The following is a 21,749-nucleotide window of genomic DNA, read 5'->3' as shown; positions in this document are numbered from 1 at the left end:
GGCGGGACCGCTCCCGCCCGGCACAAGGTTGTGCCCAAGCCTCGAAATCGCCAAGCCGCGAAAAATCGTTTTTGCCGATTCCGTTCAGCCTCCGTTCAGCCACGGTCTTCTATTAATTTTTGCTAAAGCCGGTCCGTATCCGCTGAAAAATGCGCGGGCCGGCGCGAAGGAGACCGAAAATGAACCGTTTTCTCAAGACTTCCATCCTGAGCGTTGGCATTGCCGCGACCACCCTGGCCACCTTCTCAGCGGCCAATGCCGACGACTGGCGCTGGCACCATCGTCACCATGGCGGCGACGCTCTCGCCGCCGGCGTTGTCGGCCTTGCGGCCGGCGCCCTGATCGGCAGCGCGCTGAGCAACCCCGGGCCGCGCTATTACGAACCGGCCTATGGTGACGACTATTATGTCGACCGGCCGGTGCGCCGCTACTACGTTGAGCAGCCCCGCGTCGTCTACGCCGACCGCTACGCCGAACCGTGGACCCGCGGCTGGTACGAGTATTGTTCGGACCGCTACCGCAGCTTCAATTCGCGGACCGGCACCTTCACCGGCAGTGACGGCGCTCAGCATTTCTGCGTCGCCAACTGACCCGTCGAACATCGCCTGGGTTCCCTGCCCAAGAAAAGCGCCGCCCCCCAGCGGCGCTTTTCTTTTTGAAGGTCAGGTCAGAAAGGGATTGGTCCGCCGTTCATCGCCAAAACGGCTGCCCGGGCCATGGCCGCAGATGAAACCTATGTCGTCGCCAAGCGGCAGAAGCTTTTCCTTGATCGAGGCGATCAGCGCGGCGTGGTCGCCGCCGGGCAGATCGGTGCGCCCGATCGAGCCGCGAAACAGCACGTCGCCGACATGCGCGAATTTGGCCGCTCGGTTGTAGTAGACGACATGGCCCGGCGCATGCCCCGGGCAATGCAGCACCTCGAACCGATGGCTGCCGAAGGACACGACCTCGCCTTCCGTCAGAAAACGGTCGGGCACGCAATTGCGCACCGGATCGGTCAGGCCAAAACGCTTGGCCTGGTTCTCGAGATTGGCAAGCAGGGGCTTGTCGGCCTCGTGCGGGCCGATAATGTCGATGCCCAGCGCGTCCTTCAGTTCCATCGCGCCGCCGGCATGGTCGATATGACCATGCGTGATCCAGATCGCGCCGGCGTTGATGGCATTGTCCTTCAGCACCGACAGTATCTTGTCGACATCGCCGCCGGGATCGACGACGACGCCCGTCTTGTCGTCCATGTCGAACAAAATGGTGCAGTTCTGCTGGAACGGCGTGACCGGCACGATACCGGCATTGAGCTGACCCATGGCATTCCTTTCCCCGCCGCTTTCCTTCGAAGTGTCGCCCTGATGTAGACAGCCCGGCGAACCTCGTCCACCATTGTCCGAACTTCGGGAGGAAATGCGCGGCCGAGGCCGCCGGCCATGTTCCAAAAGAATGGGCGGCCGAGGCCGCCGGCTATGTTCCAAAAGGAATGGGCGGCCGAGGCCGCCCATGGCAAAGTCCGAAAGAACCGACCTATTTCTTCATCGCATTCATGACCGCGCCGATGATGCCGGTCAGGATCGCGCCGCCACCAACGCCGCCAAGGAGGTTCTTCAGGTCGAGCGCGCTGCCGATGCCACCCGCCGCCGCTGCGGCGTCAACGCCGCCGCCGAGCAAACTGCCGAGAATGGCCGCGCCTCCGACGCCGCCGATCGCACCGCCGAGGATTTTGGTGAGTTGACCCATCGCCGCCTGCTTGAACGCCGCGCCAACCGCCTGGCCACCGATAACGCCGGCAATTACCTGTACAACGATCTGAATAATCGTGTTGCTGTCCATGTAACTAGTCCCTCCATAGCCGCCAGCCTCCTCGGGCCGACGCCATCATGAGACGCCGAATTGTTCGAAAGTCAAATGCGCGGGCGCTTAAATAAAAGGGGCGGCTAGAAAACCGCCCTTATTGCACAAAAAAGCTGTGACTATCGCTATTCTGCAGCGATTGCATGCTTCGGCTGCACTGCGGCGGAATAGTCATTCATCAATGTCTTGGCGATCTCGCCGACCTCGAATCGGTATGGACCGATCTCGGAAACCGGCGTGACCTCGGCGGCGGTTCCGGTGAGGAAGCACTGCTCGAAACCTTCGAGTTCCTCCGGCATGATGACGCGCTCGATTACTTCCAAACCGCGGTCCTTCGCCAGGCCGATCACCGTGCGGCGGGTTATGCCGTCGAGGAAGCAGTCGGGCGTCGGCGTATGGATCTTGCCATCCTGGACGAAGAAGATGTTGGCGCCTGTGGCTTCCGCCACCTGGCCGCGCCAATCGAGCATCATGGCGTCGGCGTAGCCCTTGGCCTCGGCGGCGTGCTTGGACAGCGTGCAGATCATGTAGAGGCCGGCGGCCTTCGACTTTGACGGCGCGGTGCGCGGATCGGGCCGGCGCCATTCGGCGACATCGAGGCGGATGCCCTTGAGTTTCTGCGCGGGGTCGAAATAGCTCGGCCACTGCCAGATGGCGATGGCGACGTTGATGCGGTTGTTCTGCGCCGAGACGCCCATCTGCTCGCTGCCACGCCAGGCGATCGGGCGCACATAGGCGTCCTGGAAACCCTGCTTCTTCAGCAGCGTGCGGCAGGCCTCGTCGATCTCGGCGACCGGATAGGGGATCTTGAAGCCGAGCAGGCGTGCCGATTCATGCAGGCGCTCATTATGCTCGGTCAGCTTGAAGATCTGGCCGCCATAGGCGCGCTCGCCCTCGAAGACGGCGCTGGCATAGTGCAGGCCATGGGTCAGCACGTGGATCTTGGCGTCGGCCCATTTGACGAACTCGCCGTTCATCCAGATGAAGCCGTCCAATTGATCGAAGGGAACGGATGCCATGGAAACCTCCCGCGGGCGGGCGCCCGCAAATCGTTGTGTTTTAAAGCCTTTTCGTACCGGCCCCGCCACAGGACCCGAAACGTTGGCCAATGCTTGAAAGCGTAGGCGGATATTCAATTCGTGGCAAACTCAGGAAGTTCCGGAAAAACGGCTTCCACTTGCCTTTTCGTTCGCAATCCGCCGAAAAGCTTGTCAAAAATTATCATTGCCCGGAAATTACGTCAATAGTACTGACATAATTCCCGCCTCGCATGGAGAAATGATGACGGATCCAAGCCCCGCAGCCGGAAAACCGATCAGGACGGCGATCGCCGACGAGGACGGCATCGACTTCGCCATCATCGAGCTATTTTTCTTCGCTTACCGCGATTTCACCTCCGACCCGGACCAGATACTCGCCGAGTATGGCTTCGGTCGCGCCCATCATCGCGTGCTGCATTTCGTCAACCGCAGGCCCGGGCTCACCGTCGCCGAACTGCTCGACGTGCTGAAGATCACCAAGCAGAGCCTGGCGCGGGTTTTGAAGCAGTTGATCGACACCGACCATATCGTCCAGGTGCAGGGTCCGCGCGATCGCCGGCAGCGCGAACTCTACCCGACCGCCAAAGGTCGCGCGCTGGCTTTGGCGCTGGCGCGGCCACAGTCGCGCCGCATCCGTGCGGCATTGGAGGATTCCGGAACCACCGAACGCGCCACGATCGAGCGATTCCTGGAGGCGATGGTGAATCCGGAACTAAGGGCGCAGATCGACATTGTGCCTGCGCAAACATCGGGGAAGAACCATGGAGACCATTGAGAAGGTTGATCATCCGGCCGCGCCCGACGATGACGCGCCGCATCTTCTGGTTGTCGATGACGACACGCGTATCCGCAACCTGCTCAAGCAGTATCTGTCCGAGAACGGCTTTCGCGTCACCGTCGCCGGCAATTCCGGCGAGGCCAGGCGCAAGCTCGCCGGCCTCGACTTCGACCTACTGGTGCTCGATGTCATGATGCCGGGCGAGACCGGCGTCGACCTCACCAAGGCGTTGCGGGCCGAGAAGAACGTGCCGATCCTGATGCTGACGGCGCTGTCCGAGACCGACAGCCGCATCACCGGGCTGGAGGCCGGCGCCGACGATTACCTGCCAAAACCGTTCGATCCGCGCGAGCTGATCCTGCGCATCAACAACATCCTGCGCCGTGGCGGCCCGGCAGCGACGCCGAAGGTCGAGCAGCTGGTGTTCGGACCCTATACGTTCCAGATCGCCAAGCGCGAATTGAAGCGTGGCGGCGAGGCGCTTAAGCTGACCGACCGCGAACAGGAGATCCTCGCGATCTTCGCCGCGCGGGCTGGCGAGACCATACCGCGCCATGAGCTGGTGGGCGATGAATCGGATGTCGGCGAGCGCACCATCGACGTGCAGATCAATCGGCTGCGCCGCAAGATCGAACGCGATCCGTCCAATCCGGTCTGGCTGCAGACGGTGCGCGGTATTGGGTATCGGCTCAGCGTCGAATAAACTACCGTCGAAGGCCCTTTGCTGAACGGCCATCGACGAGCGGAAGGGCGAATGGCGACCACGCAACTGGAACAGCCTGAAGGAGGCGGCCCCGGCGATCTCGCGCTGCGGACACTGAGGGCGATGCCGCGCGCCTGGAACCGGTTCTGGCGCCTGGTCGCGCTCTACATGCCGAAGCGGCTCTACGCCCGCTCGCTGATCATCGTCATCGCGCCGATGATCCTTTTGCAGTCGGTGGTCGCCTTCGTCTTCATGGAGCGCCATTGGCAGACGGTCACCCAGCGCCTGTCGCAGGCGACCATCTCGGACATAGCGGCCGTCATCGACATGATGGAGACCTATCCGCACGACGCCGACTACGCCAACATTATCCGCATCGCCCAGGACCGCATGCAGCTGAAGGTGGATCTGCTGCCGCCCGATCCGCTGCCGCCGCCCGGCCCGAAGCCGTTCTTCTCGATCCTCGACGAGGCGCTGTCGTCGGAGATCACCAGGCAGATCAACCGTCCGTTCTGGATCGACACGGTCGGCAACTCGAACGTCGTCGAGGTTCGCGTCCAGCTCGAAGGCAAGGTGCTGCGCGTCTTCGTGCGGCGCAGCCAGGCTTATGCCTCGAACACCCACATCTTCCTGATCTGGATGGTCGGCACCTCGCTGGTTCTGTTGATGATCGCCATTCCCTTCCTGCGCAACCAGATCAGGCCGATCCTGACGCTCGCCGAGGCTGCCGAAAGCTTCGGCAAGGGGCGGCCGATGCCGCGCGACTTCCGCCCGCGCGGCGCCGAGGAGGTCCGCCGCGCCGGTTTCGCCTTCATACAGATGCGTGAGCGTATCGAGCGCCAGATCGAGCAGCGTACCGCCATGCTGACCGGCGTCAGCCACGACCTCAGGACCATCCTCACCCGCTTCAAGCTGCAGCTGGCGCTGGCCGGTGGCAAGTCCGAGACCAAGGCCGCGCTGAACCAGGACATCGACGACATGCAGTCGATGCTGGAAGGCTATCTCTCTTTTGCCCGCGGCGAGGCCGCGGAGGATACCGGCCGCTTCGACCTCAATGCCTATTTCCAGAAGCTCGGCGAGGAAGCGCAGTTGCGTGGCTGCAAGCTCACGACGACGCTGACCGGCGATCCGGCCGTGCATGTGCGGCCGAACGCTTTCGCCCGGCTGCTGTCGAATGTCATCGGCAATGCATTTCGCTATGCCAAGGCCGTTGAAGTTCACGCCAACCATGGTCGCGGCTCGCTCACCGTCACCATCGATGACAACGGACCGGGCATCGCTCCCGAAAAGCGCGAAGAGGTGTTCAAGCCGTTCCTGCGGCTCGACGAGGCGCGCAACCTGGACGCCAGCGGTACCGGACTTGGCCTGTCGATCGCCCGCGACATCGCCCGTAGCCATGGCGGCGACATCAGCCTCGAGGACAGCCCGCTCGGCGGCTTGCGCGCCGTCATCAAGGTGCCCGCGTAGCGAGAGCATGATCCCGAACCGAAGGTCAGCGCAGCAAAAAGTGGAAGCCGGTTTTTGCTTCGCTGACCTTCGGTTCGGACAAGATCATGCTCAATCAAAAAACGGCTTCATCCGCCCGTCATGAAATCATGGTCAAGAGCGCGCATGAAGCGCGCGACCTTTGTTGATTCGGCCCTGCCGCCTCGCTTCGATCCCGTGCCCGTCCGGGTGCGCTGGAGCGAGGCGCGGGCTGCTGCATGGCTGCCGTTCCGGCACCGCGCCGGCGCGCCAAGGAGTTATCGCGGCAAGGAACCATCATGCGCATCGGGGTCGCCATGCGTATCGGGATCGCTATGCGTATCCTGATGGTCACTGACGCGTGGCGGCCCCAGGTCAATGGCGTGGTGCACACGCTGGAACGCCTGACCGAGGCGCTGAGACCCTTCGAGGTCGAGCTCGATTTCATGACGCCGAACCTCTTTCGCACCTTGCCGATGCCGACCTATCCCGACATCCGGCTTGCGCTGACGACGCCGGGTCATGTCGCGCGCCTGATCGAGGCCGCCAAGACCGACCACATCCACATCGTCACCGAGGGTCCGCTCGGCATCATGGCGCGCCGTTATTGCCGAAAGGTGGGCCGCCCCTTCACCACCAGCTATCACACGCGCTTTCCCGAATATCTCAGCGCCCGCCTGCCGGTGCCGGAGAGCTGGGCCTATAACTGGCTGCGCGGCTTCCACAATTCCGGACAGGGCACGCTTGTCGCCACGCAGTCGCTGGCGGATGATCTCGCCGCTCGCGGCTTCAACAAGCTGAGGCCCTGGACGCGCGGCGTCGACACCGACCATTTCCGGCCCGACAAGCGCAAGAAAACCGGGTTCCCTGGCCCGGTTTTCCTGTGCGTCGGCCGCGTCGCGATCGAAAAGAACCTGACCGCCTTTCTCGATCTCGACCTGCCCGGCAGCAAGGTCATCGTCGGCGAAGGGCCGGAACTGGCAAAGCTCAAGGCGCGCTATCCCAACGCGCATTTCCTCGGCCACCGCCCGAACGACGAGCTGGCCGAGATCTACGCGTCGGCCGATGTCTTCGTCTTTCCGAGCCGCACCGATACCTTCGGCAACGTCATCATCGAGGCGCTGGCCAGCGGAACGCCCGTCGCCGCCTATCCGGTGACCGGACCGATCGACATTGTCGGCGATGGCGTCGGCGGAGCCGTGTCGAACGACCTGGGCGAGGCGGCGATGAAGGCGCTTCACGTCGATCGCGCCGAAGCGCGCCAGCGCGCCATGCGCTACAGCTGGCAGGCCTGCGCCGAAATGTTCCTCGACGCGGTCGACGAGGCGTTGGGGATGCCAAGCAAGCGCGCCGATCAGGATAGGGTGGCTCCAGGTCGCCCCGGGCTCGCCCTAGAATAGGCGCCCGCCGTCCGGCACCTTGCGCTCGATGGCGCCGAGCACGACGGCGCCCTCTTCGTCGGGAAAGCCCAGCGTCAGCACCTCCGACATGAACGGGCCGATCTGGCGCGGCGGGAAATTGACCACCGCGAAGACCTGCCGGCCGACGAGCGTTTCCGGCGCATAATATTTGGTGATCTGCGCCGAAGACTTCTTCACCCCGATCGCCGGACCGAAATCGATCTTCAGCTTGATCGCCGGCTTGCGCGCCTCCGGAAACGGCTCCGCCTCGACGATCGTGCCGGCACGGATATCGACACGGTCGAAATCGGCAAAGCTGATCTCGGGCTTGCGCTCGCTGCTGGAACTCATCGGCGATATCGGCTTGGTTCAGGCGTTTCCGTGGGTCTCGAAGAGCACGCTGGAGAGCGCGTCCTTGGCCGATGTACCCGACCAGACGACGAACTGGAAGGCCTGGAAATAGCATTCGCAGGCCTCTAACGCCGACGACAGAAGCACCTCGACCTGCTGGCTCGACGGCTCGACACCGCCGGCAAGCAGCAGCGACTGCCTGAACATGATGGCGCCTTCCTGCTCCCACAGGTCGAAATGCCCGAACAGCATCTGCTCGTTGATCAGCGACAAGAGCCGCATCACTTCCAGCGTACGCGTCTCCGGCACCTTGATGTCGAAAGCGCAGGCCAGATGCAGTGCCTCGAAATCCTCCATCCAGGAAAAGGAGACATGATAGTCGGTCCAGCTGCCGGCCACCGAAATCGAAATCTCGTCGTCGCCGGCGCGCTCGAAGGACCAGTCATTGTTGTGGGCCACCTGCTCGATGACGTCCACCGGGTGGATTTCGCGGGAGAATTCGAGTTCGAGGAGTTCCATGAATGCTTCCTGTGTTCAGGGGAGCGCCACACGCTCCGCGGGGCACACACGACGAACAATCTTGTCTAGAACTCGGACGGTCAGGACTTTCCAACGCAAAGACCCAACCGGACCCCACCGCCCGGCGCATGACCCAGCTTCGAATCATGCAACAAATTCAGTCTATTGATCGGGAGTCGCGTGAACAGCCCAATTTTTCGCACTGCGTCATCCGCATGTGGAAAGGTGGCTGTCACGAAGATTCATGCAATGCCGGTAAGCGATTCACGGCAAAGCGATTTTTCGGATCGCGCTATGTGGAAAAGTTTAACGATTATTTTTTTGCGCGGGGCTTCGCAGCACCCGCTGGTGCGGCCTGTCCGGTCAGTTCGGCGAGCTGGGCCTCGAGCGCCTCGACGCGCGTCGCCAACTGGATGTTGTCTTCCCGCGCCTTGACCGCCATCTCGCGCACCGCCTCGAATTCTTCGCGCTGCACCACATCCATGGAATTCAGCATGCGCTCCGCCTGCGCCCGGAACGCCGTCTCCACTTCGCGCCGCACGCCCTGCGCGGCACCCGCGGCATCGGTCATGATCTTTGCGAATTCATCGAGAATGCGGTTCGGTCCGGTCGACATGGCAGATCCTCGCTTTGTCGTTTTGACGTAGTGGGGCGCGGCGCCGAATGCAAGCGAAGCCTTGCCTTGACCCCGCCAAAACCCTGCCGCATGGTCCGCGCCCAATCGTGACCGTCACCGGGGACCTCCGTTTTGAGCGAATATTTCTTGCTGCCGCTGGCCTCCCTGCCCTTCCCCAACATCGATCCGGTCATCGTCCATATCGGTCCGCTGGCGGTGCATTGGTACGGCGTCGGCTACATCGTCGGCATCCTCTTTGCCTGGTGGTACGCCAAGCGCCTCGTCACCAACCCTCGCCTCTGGCCGGATGACAAGCTGCCGATGAAGCCCGAGGACCTCGACGACTTCATCGTCTGGGCGGCGATCGGCGTCGTGCTCGGCGGACGCACCGGCTACGTGCTCTTCTACGACCTGCCGCGCTACATCGCGCATCCGCTCGACATCTTCGCTGTCTGGCAGGGCGGCATGTCGTTCCATGGCGGCCTGCTCGGCGTCATCCTCGCCATGACGCTGTTTTCGCTCAAGCGCCGCATTCCCACCTGGACGTTGTTCGATGTGGTGTCGGCTGGTGTGCCTGTCGGGCTCGGCCTCGTGCGTGTCGCCAACTTCATCAATTCGGAGCTTTGGGGTCGGCCCTCGGACGTGCCCTGGGCGATCGAATTCCCCAATGGCGGCCCGTTCACCCGCCACCCCAGTCAGCTCTACGAGGCCTTGCTCGAAGGCCTCGTGCTCTTTCTGGTGCTGCGCTACCTCACCCATTCGCGGCTGAAGCTGAAGACGCCGCGCTTCGTCGGCGGGGCCTTCATCTGCGGCTACGGCCTGTCGCGCATCTTCGTCGAGTTCTTCCGCGAGCCCGACCAGCAGCTCGGCTATCTGCTTGGCACCAGCTGGCTGACCATGGGCATGATCCTGTCCACGCCGATGGTGCTTGCCGGCATCTGGGCCATGGCCACCGCAAAGCGGGCGCCCGAGCCGCGGGCGGCATGACCCGGCTGAAGGAGCGCGTCATAGGCCTGATCGGCGCGGCGGGGCCGATCCCGGTCAGCGAATATATAGCGCTCTGCCTGTTCGATCCCGACGAGGGCTATTACACGACGCGCGAGCCCTTCGGCGCCGCCGGCGACTTCATCACCGCGCCCGAGATCAGCCAGATGTTCGGCGAGCTAGTCGCCGTCTGGCTCTACCAGGCCTGGCAGGGTGCCGGCCGGCCGTTGCCTGCGACCTTCGCCGAAATCGGTCCCGGCCGCGGCACCTTGATGAAGGACATGCTGCGCACCTGGTCGCGGCTCGACCCGGCGCTCGTGGCCGGCGCCTCCTTTGCCATGATCGAGACCAGCCCGCGTCTGGCTGAGATCCAGAAGCAGACGCTTGCCGGCCAGAGCGCGCCGCTTGCCTGGCACCAGACAATCGACACGCTGCCGCGGCAGCCGCTCTTCATCGTCGGCAACGAATTGTTCGACGCTGTGCCGATCCGGCAGTTCGTCTATGTCGGTACGGGCTGGCGCGAGCGCGTTGTCGGCCTCGACGGCGCCGATGAACTGCACTTCTTCGCCGGCGCGGGGTCCGTCGACCCCGCACTGCTGCCGGCCGCCGCTGCCGATGCGCAGCAAGGCGCCATCGTCGAAGTGGCACCCGCCCGTTCGGCGCTGATGTCGCAGATCGCCGAACGCATAGCCGGCCGGGGCGGCGCCGGCCTCTTCATCGACTACGGCCATCTGCAGGCAGGGATCGGCGACACTTTCCAGGCGCTGCGCCGGCACCAGCGCGAGGACGTTTTGGCCAATCCGGGCGAGGCCGACCTCACCGCCCATGTCGATTTCGCCGCGCTTGCCGACACGGCGCGCGCTCACGGTCTCGATGTGCAATTGTCAACCCAGGGCGAGTTCCTGCTCGGCATGGGCCTGCTCGAGCGCGCCGGCACGCTTGGCGCCCATGCCGATCCCGAGACACGTCAAGCCATCTCTGACGCCGTCGAACGCCTGGCTGGCCCCGACGCGATGGGCGAGCTGTTCAAGGTCATGAAGGTCCTGCCGGCGGCGAAAGCCGCCTGAGATCGCGGCCTCACCGTCTGGTCCGCTTCGTTCTCCGAACTTCGCCTTGACGAGACCGCCCCGCACGGACGACAAACCCGACCATGCTGAATCAGACCAGACCCGATCCAGTACGCTCGCCGCTGCTTGAAAAGGCGCCAGGCATGCGCCACGGCTATTTCACCCGCGTCGGCGGCGTCTCCGACGGCATCTATCGGGGGCTCAACATCGGCACGGGCTCTAGCGACGATCAGACGCTGGTCGCCGAGAACCGGCGGCGCGTTGCCGCCTGGATGGGCGTGCCGGCGGATCATCTGTTGACCGCGCACCAGGTCCATTCGCCGGATGTCGTTGTCGCCAGGGAGCCCTTCGCCGGTCCTCGCCCGAAGGCCGACGCCATCGTCACCGACCGTCCCGGCATTGCCATCGGCGCCTCGACCGCCGATTGCGGGCCGGTTCTCTTCGCCGATGCCGAGGCGCGCGTCATCGGCGCCGCCCATGCGGGCTGGAAGGGCGCCTTCACCGGCGTGCTCGAAAACACCGTCCTTGCCATGGAGGGCCTCGGCGCCCACCGCGACCGCATCGTCGCCGTGCTTGGCCCCTCGATCGGCCCTGACAATTACGAGGTCGGGCCGGAATTCGTCGCCCGCTTCGTCGAGGCCGATGCCGGCAATCACCGCTATTTCAGACCGTCGAAGACAGCCGGCCACTCGATGTTCGACCTCAACCGATATACGGTCGACCGGCTGCGCAAGGCAGGCGTGACCGCCGAGGGCCTTGGCCGCTGCACTTACGCGGAAGAAGAGCTTTTCTATTCCTACCGGCGCACCACACACCGCAGGGAAGCGGATTACGGGCGCCAGGTTTCGGCAATCGTTCTGGAGAAAGAGTAATGGCGCTGCATTTCGAACGTTCTGAATTCGACGCGCGGCGCGACCGGCTGCTGATCGAGATGGCCGAGAAGAAGCTCGACGCTGTGCTTTTGTTCGCGCAGGAGAGCATGTACTGGCTGACCGGCTACGACACCTTCGGCTTCTGCTTTTTCCAATGCCTGGTGGTAAAGGCCGACGGCTCGATGGTGCTGCTCACCCGTTCGGCCGATCTGAGGCAGGCGCGCCATACCTCGACCATCGAAAACATCGTGCTGTGGACCGATCGTCAGGGCGCCAATCCGGCGATCGACCTGCGCAACCTGCTCAACGACCTCGATCTGCTCGGCGCCCGCATCGGCGTCGAATACGACACCCATGGCCTGACCGCCTATAACGGCCGCCGCCTGGACGAGCAGTTGCAGACCTTCGGCCAGATCGCCGATGCCTCCGGCATCGTCGGCCGGCTGCGCCTGTTCAAGAGCCCGGCCGAAATCGCCAAGGCGGAAAAGGCAGCCAATTTGTCCGACGACGCGCTGGACGCGGCGCTACCGCTGATCAAGCAAGGCGGCGACGAAGGGCTTATCCTTGCCGCCATGCAGGGAGCGGTCTTTGCCGGCGGCGGCGACTATCCCGCCAACGAATACATCATCGGCTCCGGCGCCGATGCCTTGCTCTGCCGCTACAAGGCTGGCCGCCGCAAGCTCACCAAGAACGACCAGCTGACGCTCGAATGGGCCGGCGTCTTCCACCACTATCATGCCCCCATGATGCGCACCGTTCTGACCGGCAAGGTGTCGAAACGTCACCAGGAATTGTTCGACGGCTCCCGTGCCGCCCTGCTCGCGGTCGAAAAGGCGATGACGCCGGGCAACACTTTCGGCGACGTCTTCGACGCGCATGCCCGCACGCTCGAAGCGCACAATCTGACCAAGCACCGGCTGAACGCCTGCGGCTATTCGGTCGGCGCCCGTTTCACGCCGTCCTGGATGGACATGCCGATGTTCTACCAGGGCAATCCGGAGCCGATCGCACCCAATATGACGTTGTTTGCGCATATGATCATCATGGACTCCGAAACCGAGACCGCGATGACCCTTGGCCGCACCTACCTCACCACGGAATCGGCGCCGAAGCCGCTGTCGCGCCATGATCTCGACTTGATCGTGCAGTGAATCCATAATGGTTGGTTCGCGCGGGGGCGTTCGCCAACAGGGAGTTTTCAGGCAAATGAGACGATCGCAAGTGACGACCGTGTCATTGCTTGCGGTGTTGGCGCTGGGCGCCTGCACCAATGCCAAGGACGTCCTGGAACCTTCGGCGATCACCCCGCCGGCGAACTCGGCCCAGTCTTCGGCCACCCCGCAAAGCACATCGACAACGGCCACATCTGCGACCACGACCGCGCCTGCTCCTTCGCCCGCGCCTTCCACCACGGCGTCACCCGCGACACGCGTAACGCCGGCGCAAACCGCCGCCCTCGCCAAGACGCGGCTACAGGTTGCGCCGATCGTCGGCGCATCGGTGGACGCGGCGGCACCGTTGACGGCGGAACTGCAGACCCGTGCCAAACAGCGTGGCCTGACCCTTGTCGGCAGCACGGACCAGACGGCGACGCATGTGCTGAAGGGCTATTTTTCAACCATGTCCGAGGGCAAGGACACGACCGTCATCTACGTCTGGGACATTTACGACCCCTCCGGCAACCGCCTCCACCGCATCAATGGCCAGCAGAAGGCGCCCTCCGTCGGCAGCGGCGAGGGCTGGCCCACGGTGGCGCCCGCCACCATGCAGGCCATCGCCGACCAGACGATCGACCAGTTCGCTGCCTGGCTAGGCAGCGGCGGCGCCGGTTGACCGGACTGGCCGAGCTGTTGCCGGCCAAATTGTTGCCGGCAGCCTGTTGCCGGCTTGCGATCTTTTGCGTGTTTGTTGCGGCCGCCGGAAGGATTCCCCACAACGAGGCTTGCAATACCGGCGCGGGCCGCTAAAAGCCCGCATAAAAGGCGCATGAGAGTCTCTCCGGCCTCTCCATCCTTCACCAGGAACGGTGCATGAAGCTTTTCGCGGGCAATTCCAACCGGGTGCTGGCCGAGGCGGTCGCTCGCTATCTCAACGTCCCGCTCGGGAAGGCCAGCGTCAGGCGCTTCGCCGACCAGGAAATCTTCGTCGAGATCCAGGAAAACGTACGCGGCGAGGATGTGTTCATCCTGCAGTCGACCTCTTATCCGACCAACGACCATCTGATGGAACTGCTCATCATGATGGACGCTTTCATGCGCTCCTCGGCGCGGCGCATCACGGCGGTCATCCCCTATTTCGGCTATGCAAGGCAGGACCGCCGCGCCTCGGGACGCACGCCGATCTCGGCCAAGCTGGTCGCCAACATGATCACCCGCGCCGGCGCCGACCGCGTGCTGACGCTCGACCTGCATGCCGGTCAGATCCAGGGTTTCTTCGACATCCCCACCGACAATCTGTTCTCGGTGCCGGTGATGGCCCGCGACGTGAAGGCCAAGTACAAGCAGCTCGGCAATGTCGTGGTCGTGTCGCCCGACATCGGCGGCGTGGTGCGGGCGCGGGCGCTTGCCAAGCGCTTCGATGCGCAGCTCGCCATCGTCGACAAGCGCCGCGAGCGTCCCGGTGAATCGGAAGTCATGAACATCATCGGCGCGGTTGCCGGCAAGGATTGCCTCTTGATCGACGACATCGTCGATTCCGGCGGCACGCTTTGCAACGCGGCCGACGCGCTGCTCGCCAATGGCGCGACCTCCGTCACCGCCTATATCACCCATGGCGTGCTCTCCGGCGGCGCTGTTGCCCGTATAGCCGGCTCGAAGCTGCAGGAGCTGGTGATCACCGATTCCATTCAGCCGACGCAGGGTGTGCTCGACGCCCCGAACATCCGCGTTATTTCGATCGCCGACCTGATGGGCGAGGCGATCTCGCGCACGGCGACGGAAGAATCGGTCTCGAGCCTGTTCGATTAATCAGAGCTGACCGCCGGGCGCATAGCGCAGCAGCGTGACGCCTTGAGCAAGGCGCTCCGTGCCGAGCGGCTTCAAGGCCAGCGACAGGCCGGACCGGAAATACGGCTTGCCGCCGCCCAGCACGGCCGGATGCATGTAAAGCCGGTACTCATCAATCAGGCCGGCACGCGCAAGCTGCCCGGCAAGATCGGCACCGGAGACGGAAATCTCGCCATCCGTATCCGCCTTGAGCGACCTTGCCACCGTCTCGACATCACCCTTCATAAGACGGGCATTCGGCCCGACCTCCTGAAGCGTGGTCGAAAACACGATCTTCGGCGTTTCCCGCCACGCGCGTGCAAAATCCTTCTCGACTTCGTCAGCCGCGATCTCCCGCTCCGGGCTGTCCCAGAAGCGCATGGTTTCATACATCCTGCGCCCGCACAGCGCGATCGATGTCCGCCGCATCTCGTCGTTGAAATGCCGGTGCAATTCTTCTTCAGGAACCGGCAGGTCAATGTCTCCGCTCGACCCGGTAATGTAGCCATCCAGCGATGTCAGCATGGCATAGACAATCGTTGCCACCAGCGTTCCTCCGACTTTGCCTCCTCGCAAAGGGAAGCATAACCGATTGCAATTTGCAATCAGTATTCGGCAAACTGAACCAGACTGAGAACCGACATATCAACTGAATGCTGACGGCGCTGTCTCACGCGGCGATCGGACCACCTGTACGGCGCGGGTTTTCACTGGCATCGCGCGCGCCGCGCATATAGCCGCGCGGCGAGGCGCCGAGCATGCGCTTGAACATGGTGATGAAGGCCGGCACGCTGTCATAGCCGAGATCGAGCGCCACCCTGGTGATCGGCTCACCGTCGGCGAGCCTCGGCAGCGCCGCGAAAAGGCAGGCCTGCTGGCGCCAGGTCGAGAGCGACAGCCCGGTCTGGCGGTGAAAGGCGCGGGTGAACGACCGCCGGCCCATGCCCGCCGCGTCCGCCCATTCGTCGATCGTCGCATGCGGCGAAGGAGCCGCCACGAAGCGCCGGCAAAGCGCCGCGAGCTTCGGATCGGACGGGAAAGGCAGGCCGAGCGGCCGTTCCGGCAGGTTCGGGATCTCGTGCAGCAGCAGTCCCATGACAAGTGCCGCCCGCCCTTCAAGCTCGCCGCCCTGCGGCAGTTTCTCGGATTCCACGATCAGGCTGTGCATCAGCTCGGTGATGCCGACGACGCGCAAGCCTTCCGGCAGGCCGGCAATGGCGTCCGGCATCACATAGACCGAGCGCATCGAGACGTCGCCCAGCATCTCGACCGAATGCTCGATGCCGGCCGGTATCCACATCGCGTGATCAGGCGGCACCATCCAGCGGCCATGCCTGGTCGTCACCAGGACCACGCCGACCAGCGCATGCAGAAGCTGACTGCGGCTGTGGCGGTGCTGCGGCACGTGATAGCCGTCCGGATATTCGGTCGGCAGCGCGACCGCCGGCCCGACCGCCTGTTCCAGCCATTGCCAGCGGCTTTCATGCAGCCGGCCGAGCTCGGCGGCGTTGCCCTTGAATATCTCCTTGCCATGCGGCATCGATGTGGCCCACTTGCGAAACTATTGGACCAAACCACGAAAGAAGTCGCTTGGCAACGGGCTTATAAGGCCGGCTGCGGTTCGCCGCCAAAGACTACGGAGCATTGCCTTGACTGATACGACCGCCACCTCCGTCGCCGCACCGGCGCCGGCAAGCAACATCTCGGCGCAAGCGACGGCCTTTACCGTCATTCTTGCGGTGAGCTTCTGCCACTGCGTCAACGACATCATGCAGTCGCTGCTTTCGGCGATCTATCCGCTGCTCAAGGACAATTACGGTCTCGATTTCTGGCAGATCGGCCTTCTGACCTTCACCTTCCAGGTGACGGCCTCGCTGCTGCAGCCGGTCATCGGCATGATCACCGACAAGAAGCCAATGCCTTACTCCTTGCCCTGGGGCATGGCCTCGTCGCTGGTCGGCCTGATTGTCCTCGCTCATGCCGGCCATTACTGGCTGCTCCTGATCGGCGCCTCGCTGATCGGCATCGGCTCGGCGATCTTCCATCCGGAATCCTCGCGTATCGCGCGCTTCGCCTCGGGCGGCCGCTTCGGCCTGGCGCAATCGCTGTTCCAGGTAGGCGGTAATTTCGGCCAGGCGATGGGACCGTTGCTCGCCGCCTTCATCGTCGTGCCGTTCGGCCAGATCAGCATTTCCTGGTTCGCTGTCGGCTCGCTGATCGGCATCGTCGTGCTGTGGCAGGTCGGCGGCTGGTACAGCCGGCTGCGCGCCTCGATGGCCACCCGCAAGCAGGCTGCCCATGTCTCGCCTTTTGCGCGCAAGAAGGTCATGTGGGCGCTGGCCGTGCTGACGCTGCTGGTGCTGACCAAGAACGCCTATATCGCCTCGCTCTCAAGCTACTACACCTTCTACGCCATGCATAAATTCGGCGTTTCGGTGCAGATGAGCCAGGTGATGCTGTTCCTGTTCCTCGGTGCCTCGGCGCTGGGCATCCTGCTCGGGGGCCCGTTCGGCGACCGCTATGGACAGAAGGCGATGATCTGGTTCTCGATTGTCGGCGTGCTGCCCTTCACGCTGGCCCTGCCCTACGCCAACCTGGAATGGACGATGGTGCTCACCGTGCTGATCGGCCTGATCCTGTCGTCGGCCTTCTCCAACATCGTCGTTTTCGCGCAGGAACTGGTGCCGGGTCGCGTCGGCATGATCGCCGGCATCTTCTTCGGCTTCGCCTTCGGCGTGGGCGGCATCGCCGCCGCGGTGCTCGGCGTCGTCGCCGACATGAAGGGCATCGACTTCGTCTACCAAATCTGCTCGTACCTGCCCTTCCTCGGTCTGCTGACGGTATTCCTGCCCAACATGAAGGAAGCGCGGAAGGCCTGATTGCCCGGCCACTTCGAACGATTTCCAAAGATCAGAGCACCCGCCGCTTGGCGGGTGCTCTCGTGTTTGGCGACCGGCCTCAGGCCTTGAAGAAAGCCAGCAGGTCAGCGTTGATGACATCCGCATGGGTCGTTGCCATGCCGTGCGGAAAGCCCTTGTAGACCTTGAGCTCGCCCTTCTTAAGCAGCTTGATCGAGATGAGCGCGGAGTCCGCGATTGGCACGATCTGATCGTCGTCGCCATGCATGACCAGCACCGGCACGTCGATCTTCTTCAGGTCTTCGGTGAAGTCTGTTTCAGAGAAGGCCTTGATGCAGTCGTAATGCGCCTTGGCGCCGCCCATCATGCCCTGGCGCCACCAATTGTCGATGACTCCTTCGGAAACCTGCGCGCCCGGGCGGTTGAAGCCGTAGAACGGCCCGGCCGGCACGTCATGGAAGAACTGGGCGCGGTTGGCCGCCAGCGCCGCGCGGAACCCGTCGAATACCTCGATCGGCAGGCCGCCGGGATTGGCCGGCGTCTTCAACATGATGGGCGGCACCGCGCCGATCAGCACGGCCTTGGCGACGCGGCCTGCGCTTCCATATTGCGCGACATAGCGCGCCACCTCGCCGCCGCCCGTCGAATGACCGACATGGATGGCGTCCTTGAGGTCGAGATACGCCGTGAGCTCGGCTACATCGGCGGCATAGGTGTCCATCTCATTGCCGGTATCGGTCTGGCTGGAACGGCCATGGCCGCGCCGGTCATGCGCGATGACGCGGTAACCCTTTGACAGGAAGAACAGCATCTGGGCGTCCCAGTCGTCGCTGCTCAGCGGCCAGCCATGGTGGAAGACGATCGGCTGTCCCGTGCCCCAATCCTTATAGAAGATCTGCGTTCCGTCCTTGGTGGTGATCGTGCCGCTGCCCGAGCCTGACTTGGTCTGCGAGGTCATCTCAATCTCCTTCTGTTGATACCGCGATAAACAATATCGCGATAATCTCCTCTAACTGAGGTCGGACGCCGCGTCCACAGAAATATGTATCGCGATATCATTTTCCGTGGTACACAACAGATACTCAGTCGGCAAAAGGAATGCGCCGTGCCTCTTCCGTTGGACAATCAGCTCTGCTTCACGCTCTATGCCACCAGCATGGCGATCAACCGCACCTACAAGCCGATGCTGGACGAGATGGGCATCACCTATCCGCAATATCTCGTGCTCAATGCGCTGGGAGAGGCGGACGGCATATCGGTGGGCAGCATCGCGCATCGGCTGGCCCTCGAATCGAGCACGATCACCCCGCTGGTGAAGCGAATGGAGCAGGCAGGCCTTGTCACCCGGCAGCGCAGCCAGACCGACGAGCGTCAGGTGCAGGTCGATCTGACCGCCGCCGGACGTGCGCTGCTCGTCCGGTGCAATTGCCTGAACGAGACCCTGATCGAGCGCTCAGGCATGAAGCTGGCTGAACTCGATGCCCTGAACCGGCAAATCCAGGCCTTGCGCAATGCTTTAAGTGGCGGCCAGACGACGGACACCGCCTAAGCCTAAATTGAGATTCAAGATCGGGCCGGCATCACCTGAATATCACCTTAGTGAAGGCCGAACTCGCGCAGCAACTCCTCGCGATAGCGCACGAAGCGGCTCTCGCTGCGCTCGCGCGGCCGCGGCAGGTCGACATCGATCAGTCGCACCGCGCCGCCTTTCTCCCTGGGCAGGATCAGCACCCTGTCGGCAAGATAGATCGCCTCTTCAAGGTCATGGGTGACCATGACCATGGTGACATTCTCCTCGCTCCAGATGCGCGCCAGCTCCTCCTGCATGGAGATCTTCGTCATGGCGTCGAGTGCCCCGAGCGGCTCGTCGAGCAGCAGGATTTCTGGCTGCACCGTCAGTGCCCTGGCGATGCCGACCCGCTGCGCCATGCCGCCGGAGAGCTGCCGGGGATACGCATCGCTGAATTCGGCAAGGCCGACCAGGGCGATATAGAAACGCGCCCGCTTCTCGGCCTCCGCCTTGGCAATGCCGCGCACTTCGAGACCGAAGGCGACATTGCCGAGCACCGTCAGCCAGGGCAGCAGCCGCGGCTCCTGGAAGATCACCGCCCGCTCTTCGCCGACACCCTCAATCCGCTTGCCGTCGATCGCGACGGCGCCGCCGTCGGCCCGCTCCAGCCCGGCAAGGATGCGCAGCAGCGTCGTCTTGCCGGAACCGCTTGCGCCGACAATGACCAGGCATTCGCCGGAGCGGATATCGAGATCGAGCGAGCGCAGCACGGCAAGCTGCCGCCCGCCGATTGCGAAGGATTTCGACAGGTCGCGGATCGTGACATCGCCGCCGCGTGCCGTGGCCATGGTTTGCGTCTCTGTGCTCAATTGGTTTTGGTTTCGCCGAGACGATAGAGAATGTCGGAAGCCTTGAGCTTGCCTTTCGGCAGCCGACCGTCGCGATCGAGGATATTCACCCAGAAGTCGACATCGCGGTCGGTGACCGCCGCCTTTTCGCGCAGGCCGAAGCCGGTCCAGTAGCGCGCCAGCTCGCCATTCTCGCCACGCCTGTTGAGGATGTCGGCGAGCAGCTTGCGCGTCTCGTCCGGATTTTGCCGCGACCAGTCCGACGCACGCGCCGACTGTTCGACGAAGTTGCGGGCCGCATCCGGATTTGCCGTGATGAAATCACGGCGCAGCACGACGAAGCCACCAGCGATTTCGCCGAGCACGTCGGTATCGTTGAAGACGCCGCGCACGCCGCCATTGCTGACCAGTTGGCCGGCAAACGTCGCTTGCCAATAACCCAGCCCGGCAATATCGACCTGACGCGAGCGCAAGGTCTGTTCGAGCTGCGGTCCGGGCACCACCACCAGCTTAGCCGCGTCCGGCGGCAGGCCAACGCTGTGCAGCGCCTCGCGCACCGTATAGTCGAGATGGGCGCCGAGCGTGTTGACCGAGATCGTCTTGCCGGCAATGTCGGCGATCGATTTGATCGGACTGTCTTCCAGCACGTAGAAGACACTCTTCACATCCTTGTTGATGCCGTTGCTGGGATAAACCGCGACGAAGTCGTTGCCGCCGGCGATCGAGTTGATCACCGCCGGCGTGGCTGCCGAGCCCAGGTCGACGCTGCCGGACGCGAGCGCAAACAGCGATTCCGGGCCGCCCGCGGCATAGCCGACGTTTTCGAGCTCGATGCCGAGGCCCTTGAAGTAGCCGAGCGCGTCGGCCAGCTCATGCGGGGAGATGCTACCGCGGCTGGCGAGATAGCGGATCTTGACGGATGAGGCTTGCGCCATGGCGATCGACGGCAGGCCAGCGAGAATGCCGGCGGCAAGCGGAGCGCGCAGGAGAAGCGAACGGCGGGTGATGCTCATGATCAAGCCTTTCGTTGTTTCAGGAATGACGGTGAAGGTTTGGGTGCTTAGCTGGCTGAAACATTCCAACGACACAGCCGCCGCTGCAGGACGACCAGCACCTGGTTGGCGATCAGGCCGAGTGCCGCCAGGATGACGATCGCCGCGAACATCAGCGGAATCTGGAAATTGTACTGCGCATTCATCACCTGGAAGCCGATGCCCTTGTTGGCGCCGATCATTTCCGAAGCGATCAAGAGCAGCAGCGCGGTCGTGGCGCCGAGCCTCAGGCCGACAAAGATCGACGGCACCGCGCCCGGCAGCACGACGCGGCGGAAAATCGTCAGCCGCCGAGCGCCATAGGCGCGCGCCATTTCGATCAGCTTCGGGTCGACCTCCTTGACGCCGCTGATGGTGTTGAGCAGTAGCGGAAACAGCGTCGCCCAGAAGATGACGAACACTTTCGAAGCTTCACCCAGCCCCAGAAGCAGGATGAACACCGGGTAGAGCGCCAGCGCCGAGGTCTGACGGAACAGCTGCAGGATCGGGTCGAGCGCTGTCTCCACGGCACGCGCCTGGCCCATGACCAGGCCGAGCGGAATAGCGACGACGACGGCCGCCGCGAATGCAAGCCCGGCACGCTGCAGGCTGATGGCGATGTCGCCGAGCAGGCTGCCGCCAATGAGGCCCTTCCAGAGCGCCGCGACGATCGTGTCGACCGGCGGCAGCACGGCCGAATTGACCCAGCCGCTGCTCGCCGCCACCTGCCAGAACACGAGGAAGCCGACGAGCACGCCATAACGCGACAGAATTCGCGCCGAAGTCCGCGTCAGGAGGCGCAGCGGCTCCATGCCGGTGCCGCTGCGACCCTCATGCCGGCCGATAGCGACTGTCTTTTCGATATACTGCAAAGTCATCGTC

25 protein-coding genes are annotated in these 21,749 nt (G+C 63.6%); 13 read left to right on the top strand and 12 right to left on the bottom strand.

The window, feature by feature from the left end; genetic code table 11:
* The first annotated feature begins 179 nt into the window (after positions 1 to 179).
* Complete coding sequence (locus tag LB565_RS22140; protein ID WP_224587744.1) at positions 180 to 590, top strand: BA14K family protein; 411 nt, start codon at positions 180 to 182, stop codon at positions 588 to 590.
* A gap of 72 nt (positions 591 to 662) precedes the next feature.
* Here the strand turns inward: LB565_RS22140 and LB565_RS22135 are convergent, their stop codons facing one another.
* The 3 genes from LB565_RS22135 to LB565_RS22125 all read right to left on the bottom strand — a co-directional run bounded on the left by LB565_RS22135 (position 663) and on the right by LB565_RS22125 (position 2,861).
* Positions 663 to 1,304: an MBL fold metallo-hydrolase gene (locus LB565_RS22135; protein ID WP_224587742.1), complete on the bottom strand. Its 642-nt coding sequence runs from the start codon at positions 1,302 to 1,304 to the stop codon at positions 663 to 665.
* 211 nt (positions 1,305 to 1,515) lie between these two features.
* Positions 1,516 to 1,821, bottom strand: a complete 306-nt coding sequence (locus tag LB565_RS22130; protein WP_224587740.1) for a hypothetical protein — start codon at positions 1,819 to 1,821, stop codon at positions 1,516 to 1,518.
* Positions 1,822 to 1,967: 146 nt separating this feature from the next.
* Positions 1,968 to 2,861: a branched-chain amino acid aminotransferase gene (locus tag LB565_RS22125; RefSeq protein ID WP_224587738.1), complete on the bottom strand. Its 894-nt coding sequence runs from the start codon at positions 2,859 to 2,861 to the stop codon at positions 1,968 to 1,970.
* A 262-nt stretch (positions 2,862 to 3,123) separates the two neighbouring features.
* Here LB565_RS22125 and LB565_RS22120 point away from each other — a divergent pair, with 262 nt between their 5' ends.
* The 4 genes from LB565_RS22120 to LB565_RS22105 all read left to right on the top strand — a co-directional run bounded on the left by LB565_RS22120 (position 3,124) and on the right by LB565_RS22105 (position 7,227).
* The gene (locus LB565_RS22120; RefSeq protein ID WP_224587736.1) at positions 3,124 to 3,657 is read left to right on the top strand and encodes a MarR family winged helix-turn-helix transcriptional regulator; all 534 of its coding nucleotides are present in this window, start codon (positions 3,124 to 3,126) and stop codon (positions 3,655 to 3,657) included.
* The gene (locus LB565_RS22115) at positions 3,644 to 4,363 is read left to right on the top strand and encodes a response regulator (protein ID WP_040989639.1); all 720 of its coding nucleotides are present in this window, start codon (positions 3,644 to 3,646) and stop codon (positions 4,361 to 4,363) included. Before LB565_RS22120 ends, LB565_RS22115 begins: the two co-directional genes overlap by 14 nt.
* 51 nt (positions 4,364 to 4,414) lie before the next feature.
* Complete coding sequence (locus tag LB565_RS22110) at positions 4,415 to 5,830, top strand: ATP-binding protein (RefSeq protein ID WP_224587735.1); 1,416 nt, start codon at positions 4,415 to 4,417, stop codon at positions 5,828 to 5,830.
* 332 nt (positions 5,831 to 6,162) lie between these two features.
* Positions 6,163 to 7,227, top strand: coding sequence for a glycosyltransferase family 4 protein (locus LB565_RS22105; RefSeq protein WP_224587868.1), 1,065 nt, complete (start codon positions 6,163 to 6,165; stop codon positions 7,225 to 7,227).
* On the opposite strand, the gene LB565_RS22100 is transcribed toward LB565_RS22105, so the two are convergent.
* The 3 genes from LB565_RS22100 to LB565_RS22090 form a co-directional block, all read right to left on the bottom strand.
* Positions 7,219 to 7,578 carry a tRNA-binding protein gene (locus LB565_RS22100; protein ID WP_040989641.1) on the bottom strand — a complete coding sequence of 120 codons (360 nt, stop codon included), beginning with the start codon at positions 7,576 to 7,578 and terminating at the stop codon, positions 7,219 to 7,221. The two genes, LB565_RS22105 and LB565_RS22100, sit on opposite strands and share 9 nt — an antisense overlap.
* Before the next feature lie 18 nt (positions 7,579 to 7,596).
* Positions 7,597 to 8,097 (bottom strand): YbjN domain-containing protein, encoded by a 501-nt coding sequence (locus LB565_RS22095; RefSeq protein WP_112098904.1) that lies wholly within the window; start codon positions 8,095 to 8,097, stop codon positions 7,597 to 7,599.
* Positions 8,098 to 8,410: 313 nt separating this feature from the next.
* A complete protein-coding gene (locus tag LB565_RS22090; RefSeq protein ID WP_224587733.1) occupies positions 8,411 to 8,713 on the bottom strand; it encodes an accessory factor UbiK family protein in 303 nt (100 codons plus the stop codon).
* A gap of 132 nt (positions 8,714 to 8,845) precedes the next feature.
* Here LB565_RS22090 and lgt point away from each other — a divergent pair, with 132 nt between their 5' ends.
* The 6 genes from lgt (at position 8,846) to LB565_RS22060 (ending at position 14,602) form a co-directional block, all read left to right on the top strand.
* Positions 8,846 to 9,700, top strand: a complete 855-nt coding sequence (lgt, locus tag LB565_RS22085) for a prolipoprotein diacylglyceryl transferase (protein WP_224587731.1) — start codon at positions 8,846 to 8,848, stop codon at positions 9,698 to 9,700.
* Positions 9,697 to 10,764, top strand: coding sequence for a class I SAM-dependent methyltransferase (locus LB565_RS22080; RefSeq protein ID WP_224587729.1), 1,068 nt, complete (start codon positions 9,697 to 9,699; stop codon positions 10,762 to 10,764). Before lgt ends, LB565_RS22080 begins: the two co-directional genes overlap by 4 nt.
* 83 nt (positions 10,765 to 10,847) lie before the next feature.
* A complete protein-coding gene (pgeF, locus tag LB565_RS22075; RefSeq protein ID WP_224587726.1) occupies positions 10,848 to 11,636 on the top strand; it encodes a peptidoglycan editing factor PgeF in 789 nt (262 codons plus the stop codon).
* Positions 11,636 to 12,787 carry a M24 family metallopeptidase gene (locus LB565_RS22070; protein ID WP_224587724.1) on the top strand — a complete coding sequence of 384 codons (1,152 nt, stop codon included), beginning with the start codon at positions 11,636 to 11,638 and terminating at the stop codon, positions 12,785 to 12,787. Before pgeF ends, LB565_RS22070 begins: the two co-directional genes overlap by 1 nt.
* A gap of 55 nt (positions 12,788 to 12,842) precedes the next feature.
* Positions 12,843 to 13,469, top strand: coding sequence for a hypothetical protein (locus tag LB565_RS22065; protein ID WP_224587722.1), 627 nt, complete (start codon positions 12,843 to 12,845; stop codon positions 13,467 to 13,469).
* 197 nt (positions 13,470 to 13,666) lie between these two features.
* A complete protein-coding gene (locus LB565_RS22060) occupies positions 13,667 to 14,602 on the top strand; it encodes a ribose-phosphate pyrophosphokinase (RefSeq protein WP_126081663.1) in 936 nt (311 codons plus the stop codon).
* On the opposite strand, the gene LB565_RS22055 is transcribed toward LB565_RS22060, so the two are convergent.
* Both LB565_RS22055 and LB565_RS22050 read right to left on the bottom strand, forming a co-directional pair.
* Positions 14,603 to 15,166 (bottom strand): dihydrofolate reductase family protein, encoded by a 564-nt coding sequence (locus LB565_RS22055; protein WP_224587720.1) that lies wholly within the window; start codon positions 15,164 to 15,166, stop codon positions 14,603 to 14,605.
* A gap of 124 nt (positions 15,167 to 15,290) precedes the next feature.
* Positions 15,291 to 16,160 carry an AraC family transcriptional regulator gene (locus tag LB565_RS22050; RefSeq protein ID WP_224587718.1) on the bottom strand — a complete coding sequence of 290 codons (870 nt, stop codon included), beginning with the start codon at positions 16,158 to 16,160 and terminating at the stop codon, positions 15,291 to 15,293.
* Between the two features lie 109 nt (positions 16,161 to 16,269).
* Between LB565_RS22050 and LB565_RS22045 the strand changes: the two genes are divergently transcribed.
* On the top strand, positions 16,270 to 17,499 hold the full coding sequence (locus LB565_RS22045; RefSeq protein WP_224587715.1) for an MFS transporter: 1,230 nt from the start codon (positions 16,270 to 16,272) through the stop codon (positions 17,497 to 17,499).
* A gap of 79 nt (positions 17,500 to 17,578) precedes the next feature.
* Here LB565_RS22045 and LB565_RS22040 read toward each other — a convergent pair whose 3' ends face one another.
* Positions 17,579 to 18,436, bottom strand: coding sequence for an alpha/beta fold hydrolase (locus LB565_RS22040; RefSeq protein WP_224587713.1), 858 nt, complete (start codon positions 18,434 to 18,436; stop codon positions 17,579 to 17,581).
* A gap of 147 nt (positions 18,437 to 18,583) precedes the next feature.
* Here LB565_RS22040 and LB565_RS22035 point away from each other — a divergent pair, with 147 nt between their 5' ends.
* Positions 18,584 to 19,027, top strand: a complete 444-nt coding sequence (locus LB565_RS22035; RefSeq protein WP_224587867.1) for a MarR family winged helix-turn-helix transcriptional regulator — start codon at positions 18,584 to 18,586, stop codon at positions 19,025 to 19,027.
* A gap of 47 nt (positions 19,028 to 19,074) precedes the next feature.
* Here the strand turns inward: LB565_RS22035 and LB565_RS22030 are convergent, their stop codons facing one another.
* The 3 genes from LB565_RS22030 to LB565_RS22020 are packed head-to-tail and all read right to left on the bottom strand — an operon-like array spanning position 19,075 to position 21,745.
* The gene (locus LB565_RS22030; protein WP_224587712.1) at positions 19,075 to 19,836 is read right to left on the bottom strand and encodes an ABC transporter ATP-binding protein; all 762 of its coding nucleotides are present in this window, start codon (positions 19,834 to 19,836) and stop codon (positions 19,075 to 19,077) included.
* A gap of 17 nt (positions 19,837 to 19,853) precedes the next feature.
* A complete protein-coding gene (locus LB565_RS22025) occupies positions 19,854 to 20,849 on the bottom strand; it encodes an ABC transporter substrate-binding protein (protein ID WP_224587710.1) in 996 nt (331 codons plus the stop codon).
* Between the two features lie 47 nt (positions 20,850 to 20,896).
* Entirely contained in the window at positions 20,897 to 21,745 is an 849-nt protein-coding gene (locus LB565_RS22020) for an ABC transporter permease (protein ID WP_224587708.1), read from the bottom strand.
* Between the last annotated feature and the right edge of the window lie 4 nt (positions 21,746 to 21,749).

The sequence above is a fragment of the Mesorhizobium sp. CA14 genome (assembly GCF_020165195.1).
Classification (GTDB): domain Bacteria; phylum Pseudomonadota; class Alphaproteobacteria; order Rhizobiales; family Rhizobiaceae; genus Mesorhizobium.
Note: the sequence above shows the minus strand (reverse complement) of the source record. Positions and strands in the feature narration are given on the sequence as shown.

Excerpts from the sequence above, each read along its gene's own strand:
- LB565_RS22130 (WP_224587740.1), bottom strand. The coding sequence starts at position 1,821 with ATGGACAGCAACACGATTATTCAGATCGTTGTACAGGTAATTGCCGGC.
- LB565_RS22125 (WP_224587738.1), bottom strand. The coding sequence starts at position 2,861 with ATGGCATCCGTTCCCTTCGATCAATTGGACGGCTTCATCTGGATGAAC.
- LB565_RS22060 (WP_126081663.1), top strand. The coding sequence starts at position 13,667 with ATGAAGCTTTTCGCGGGCAATTCCAACCGGGTGCTGGCCGAGGCGGTC.
- pgeF (WP_224587726.1), top strand. The coding sequence starts at position 10,848 with ATGCTGAATCAGACCAGACCCGATCCAGTACGCTCGCCGCTGCTTGAA.
- LB565_RS22090 (WP_224587733.1), bottom strand. The coding sequence starts at position 8,713 with ATGTCGACCGGACCGAACCGCATTCTCGATGAATTCGCAAAGATCATG.
- LB565_RS22025 (WP_224587710.1), bottom strand. The coding sequence starts at position 20,849 with ATGAGCATCACCCGCCGTTCGCTTCTCCTGCGCGCTCCGCTTGCCGCC.
- LB565_RS22065 (WP_224587722.1), top strand. The coding sequence starts at position 12,843 with ATGAGACGATCGCAAGTGACGACCGTGTCATTGCTTGCGGTGTTGGCG.
- LB565_RS22030 (WP_224587712.1), bottom strand. The coding sequence starts at position 19,836 with ATGGCCACGGCACGCGGCGGCGATGTCACGATCCGCGACCTGTCGAAA.
- LB565_RS22120 (WP_224587736.1), top strand. The coding sequence starts at position 3,124 with ATGACGGATCCAAGCCCCGCAGCCGGAAAACCGATCAGGACGGCGATC.
- LB565_RS22020 (WP_224587708.1), bottom strand. The coding sequence starts at position 21,745 with ATGACTTTGCAGTATATCGAAAAGACAGTCGCTATCGGCCGGCATGAG.
- LB565_RS22080 (WP_224587729.1), top strand. The coding sequence starts at position 9,697 with ATGACCCGGCTGAAGGAGCGCGTCATAGGCCTGATCGGCGCGGCGGGG.
- LB565_RS22135 (WP_224587742.1), bottom strand. The coding sequence starts at position 1,304 with ATGGGTCAGCTCAATGCCGGTATCGTGCCGGTCACGCCGTTCCAGCAG.
- LB565_RS22110 (WP_224587735.1), top strand. The coding sequence starts at position 4,415 with ATGGCGACCACGCAACTGGAACAGCCTGAAGGAGGCGGCCCCGGCGAT.
- LB565_RS22140 (WP_224587744.1), top strand. The coding sequence starts at position 180 with ATGAACCGTTTTCTCAAGACTTCCATCCTGAGCGTTGGCATTGCCGCG.
- LB565_RS22100 (WP_040989641.1), bottom strand. The coding sequence starts at position 7,578 with ATGAGTTCCAGCAGCGAGCGCAAGCCCGAGATCAGCTTTGCCGATTTC.
- LB565_RS22115 (WP_040989639.1), top strand. The coding sequence starts at position 3,644 with ATGGAGACCATTGAGAAGGTTGATCATCCGGCCGCGCCCGACGATGAC.
- LB565_RS22070 (WP_224587724.1), top strand. The coding sequence starts at position 11,636 with ATGGCGCTGCATTTCGAACGTTCTGAATTCGACGCGCGGCGCGACCGG.
- LB565_RS22050 (WP_224587718.1), bottom strand. The coding sequence starts at position 16,160 with ATGCCGCATGGCAAGGAGATATTCAAGGGCAACGCCGCCGAGCTCGGC.
- LB565_RS22105 (WP_224587868.1), top strand. The coding sequence starts at position 6,163 with ATGCGTATCCTGATGGTCACTGACGCGTGGCGGCCCCAGGTCAATGGC.
- LB565_RS22040 (WP_224587713.1), bottom strand. The coding sequence starts at position 18,436 with ATGACCTCGCAGACCAAGTCAGGCTCGGGCAGCGGCACGATCACCACC.
- LB565_RS22095 (WP_112098904.1), bottom strand. The coding sequence starts at position 8,097 with ATGGAACTCCTCGAACTCGAATTCTCCCGCGAAATCCACCCGGTGGAC.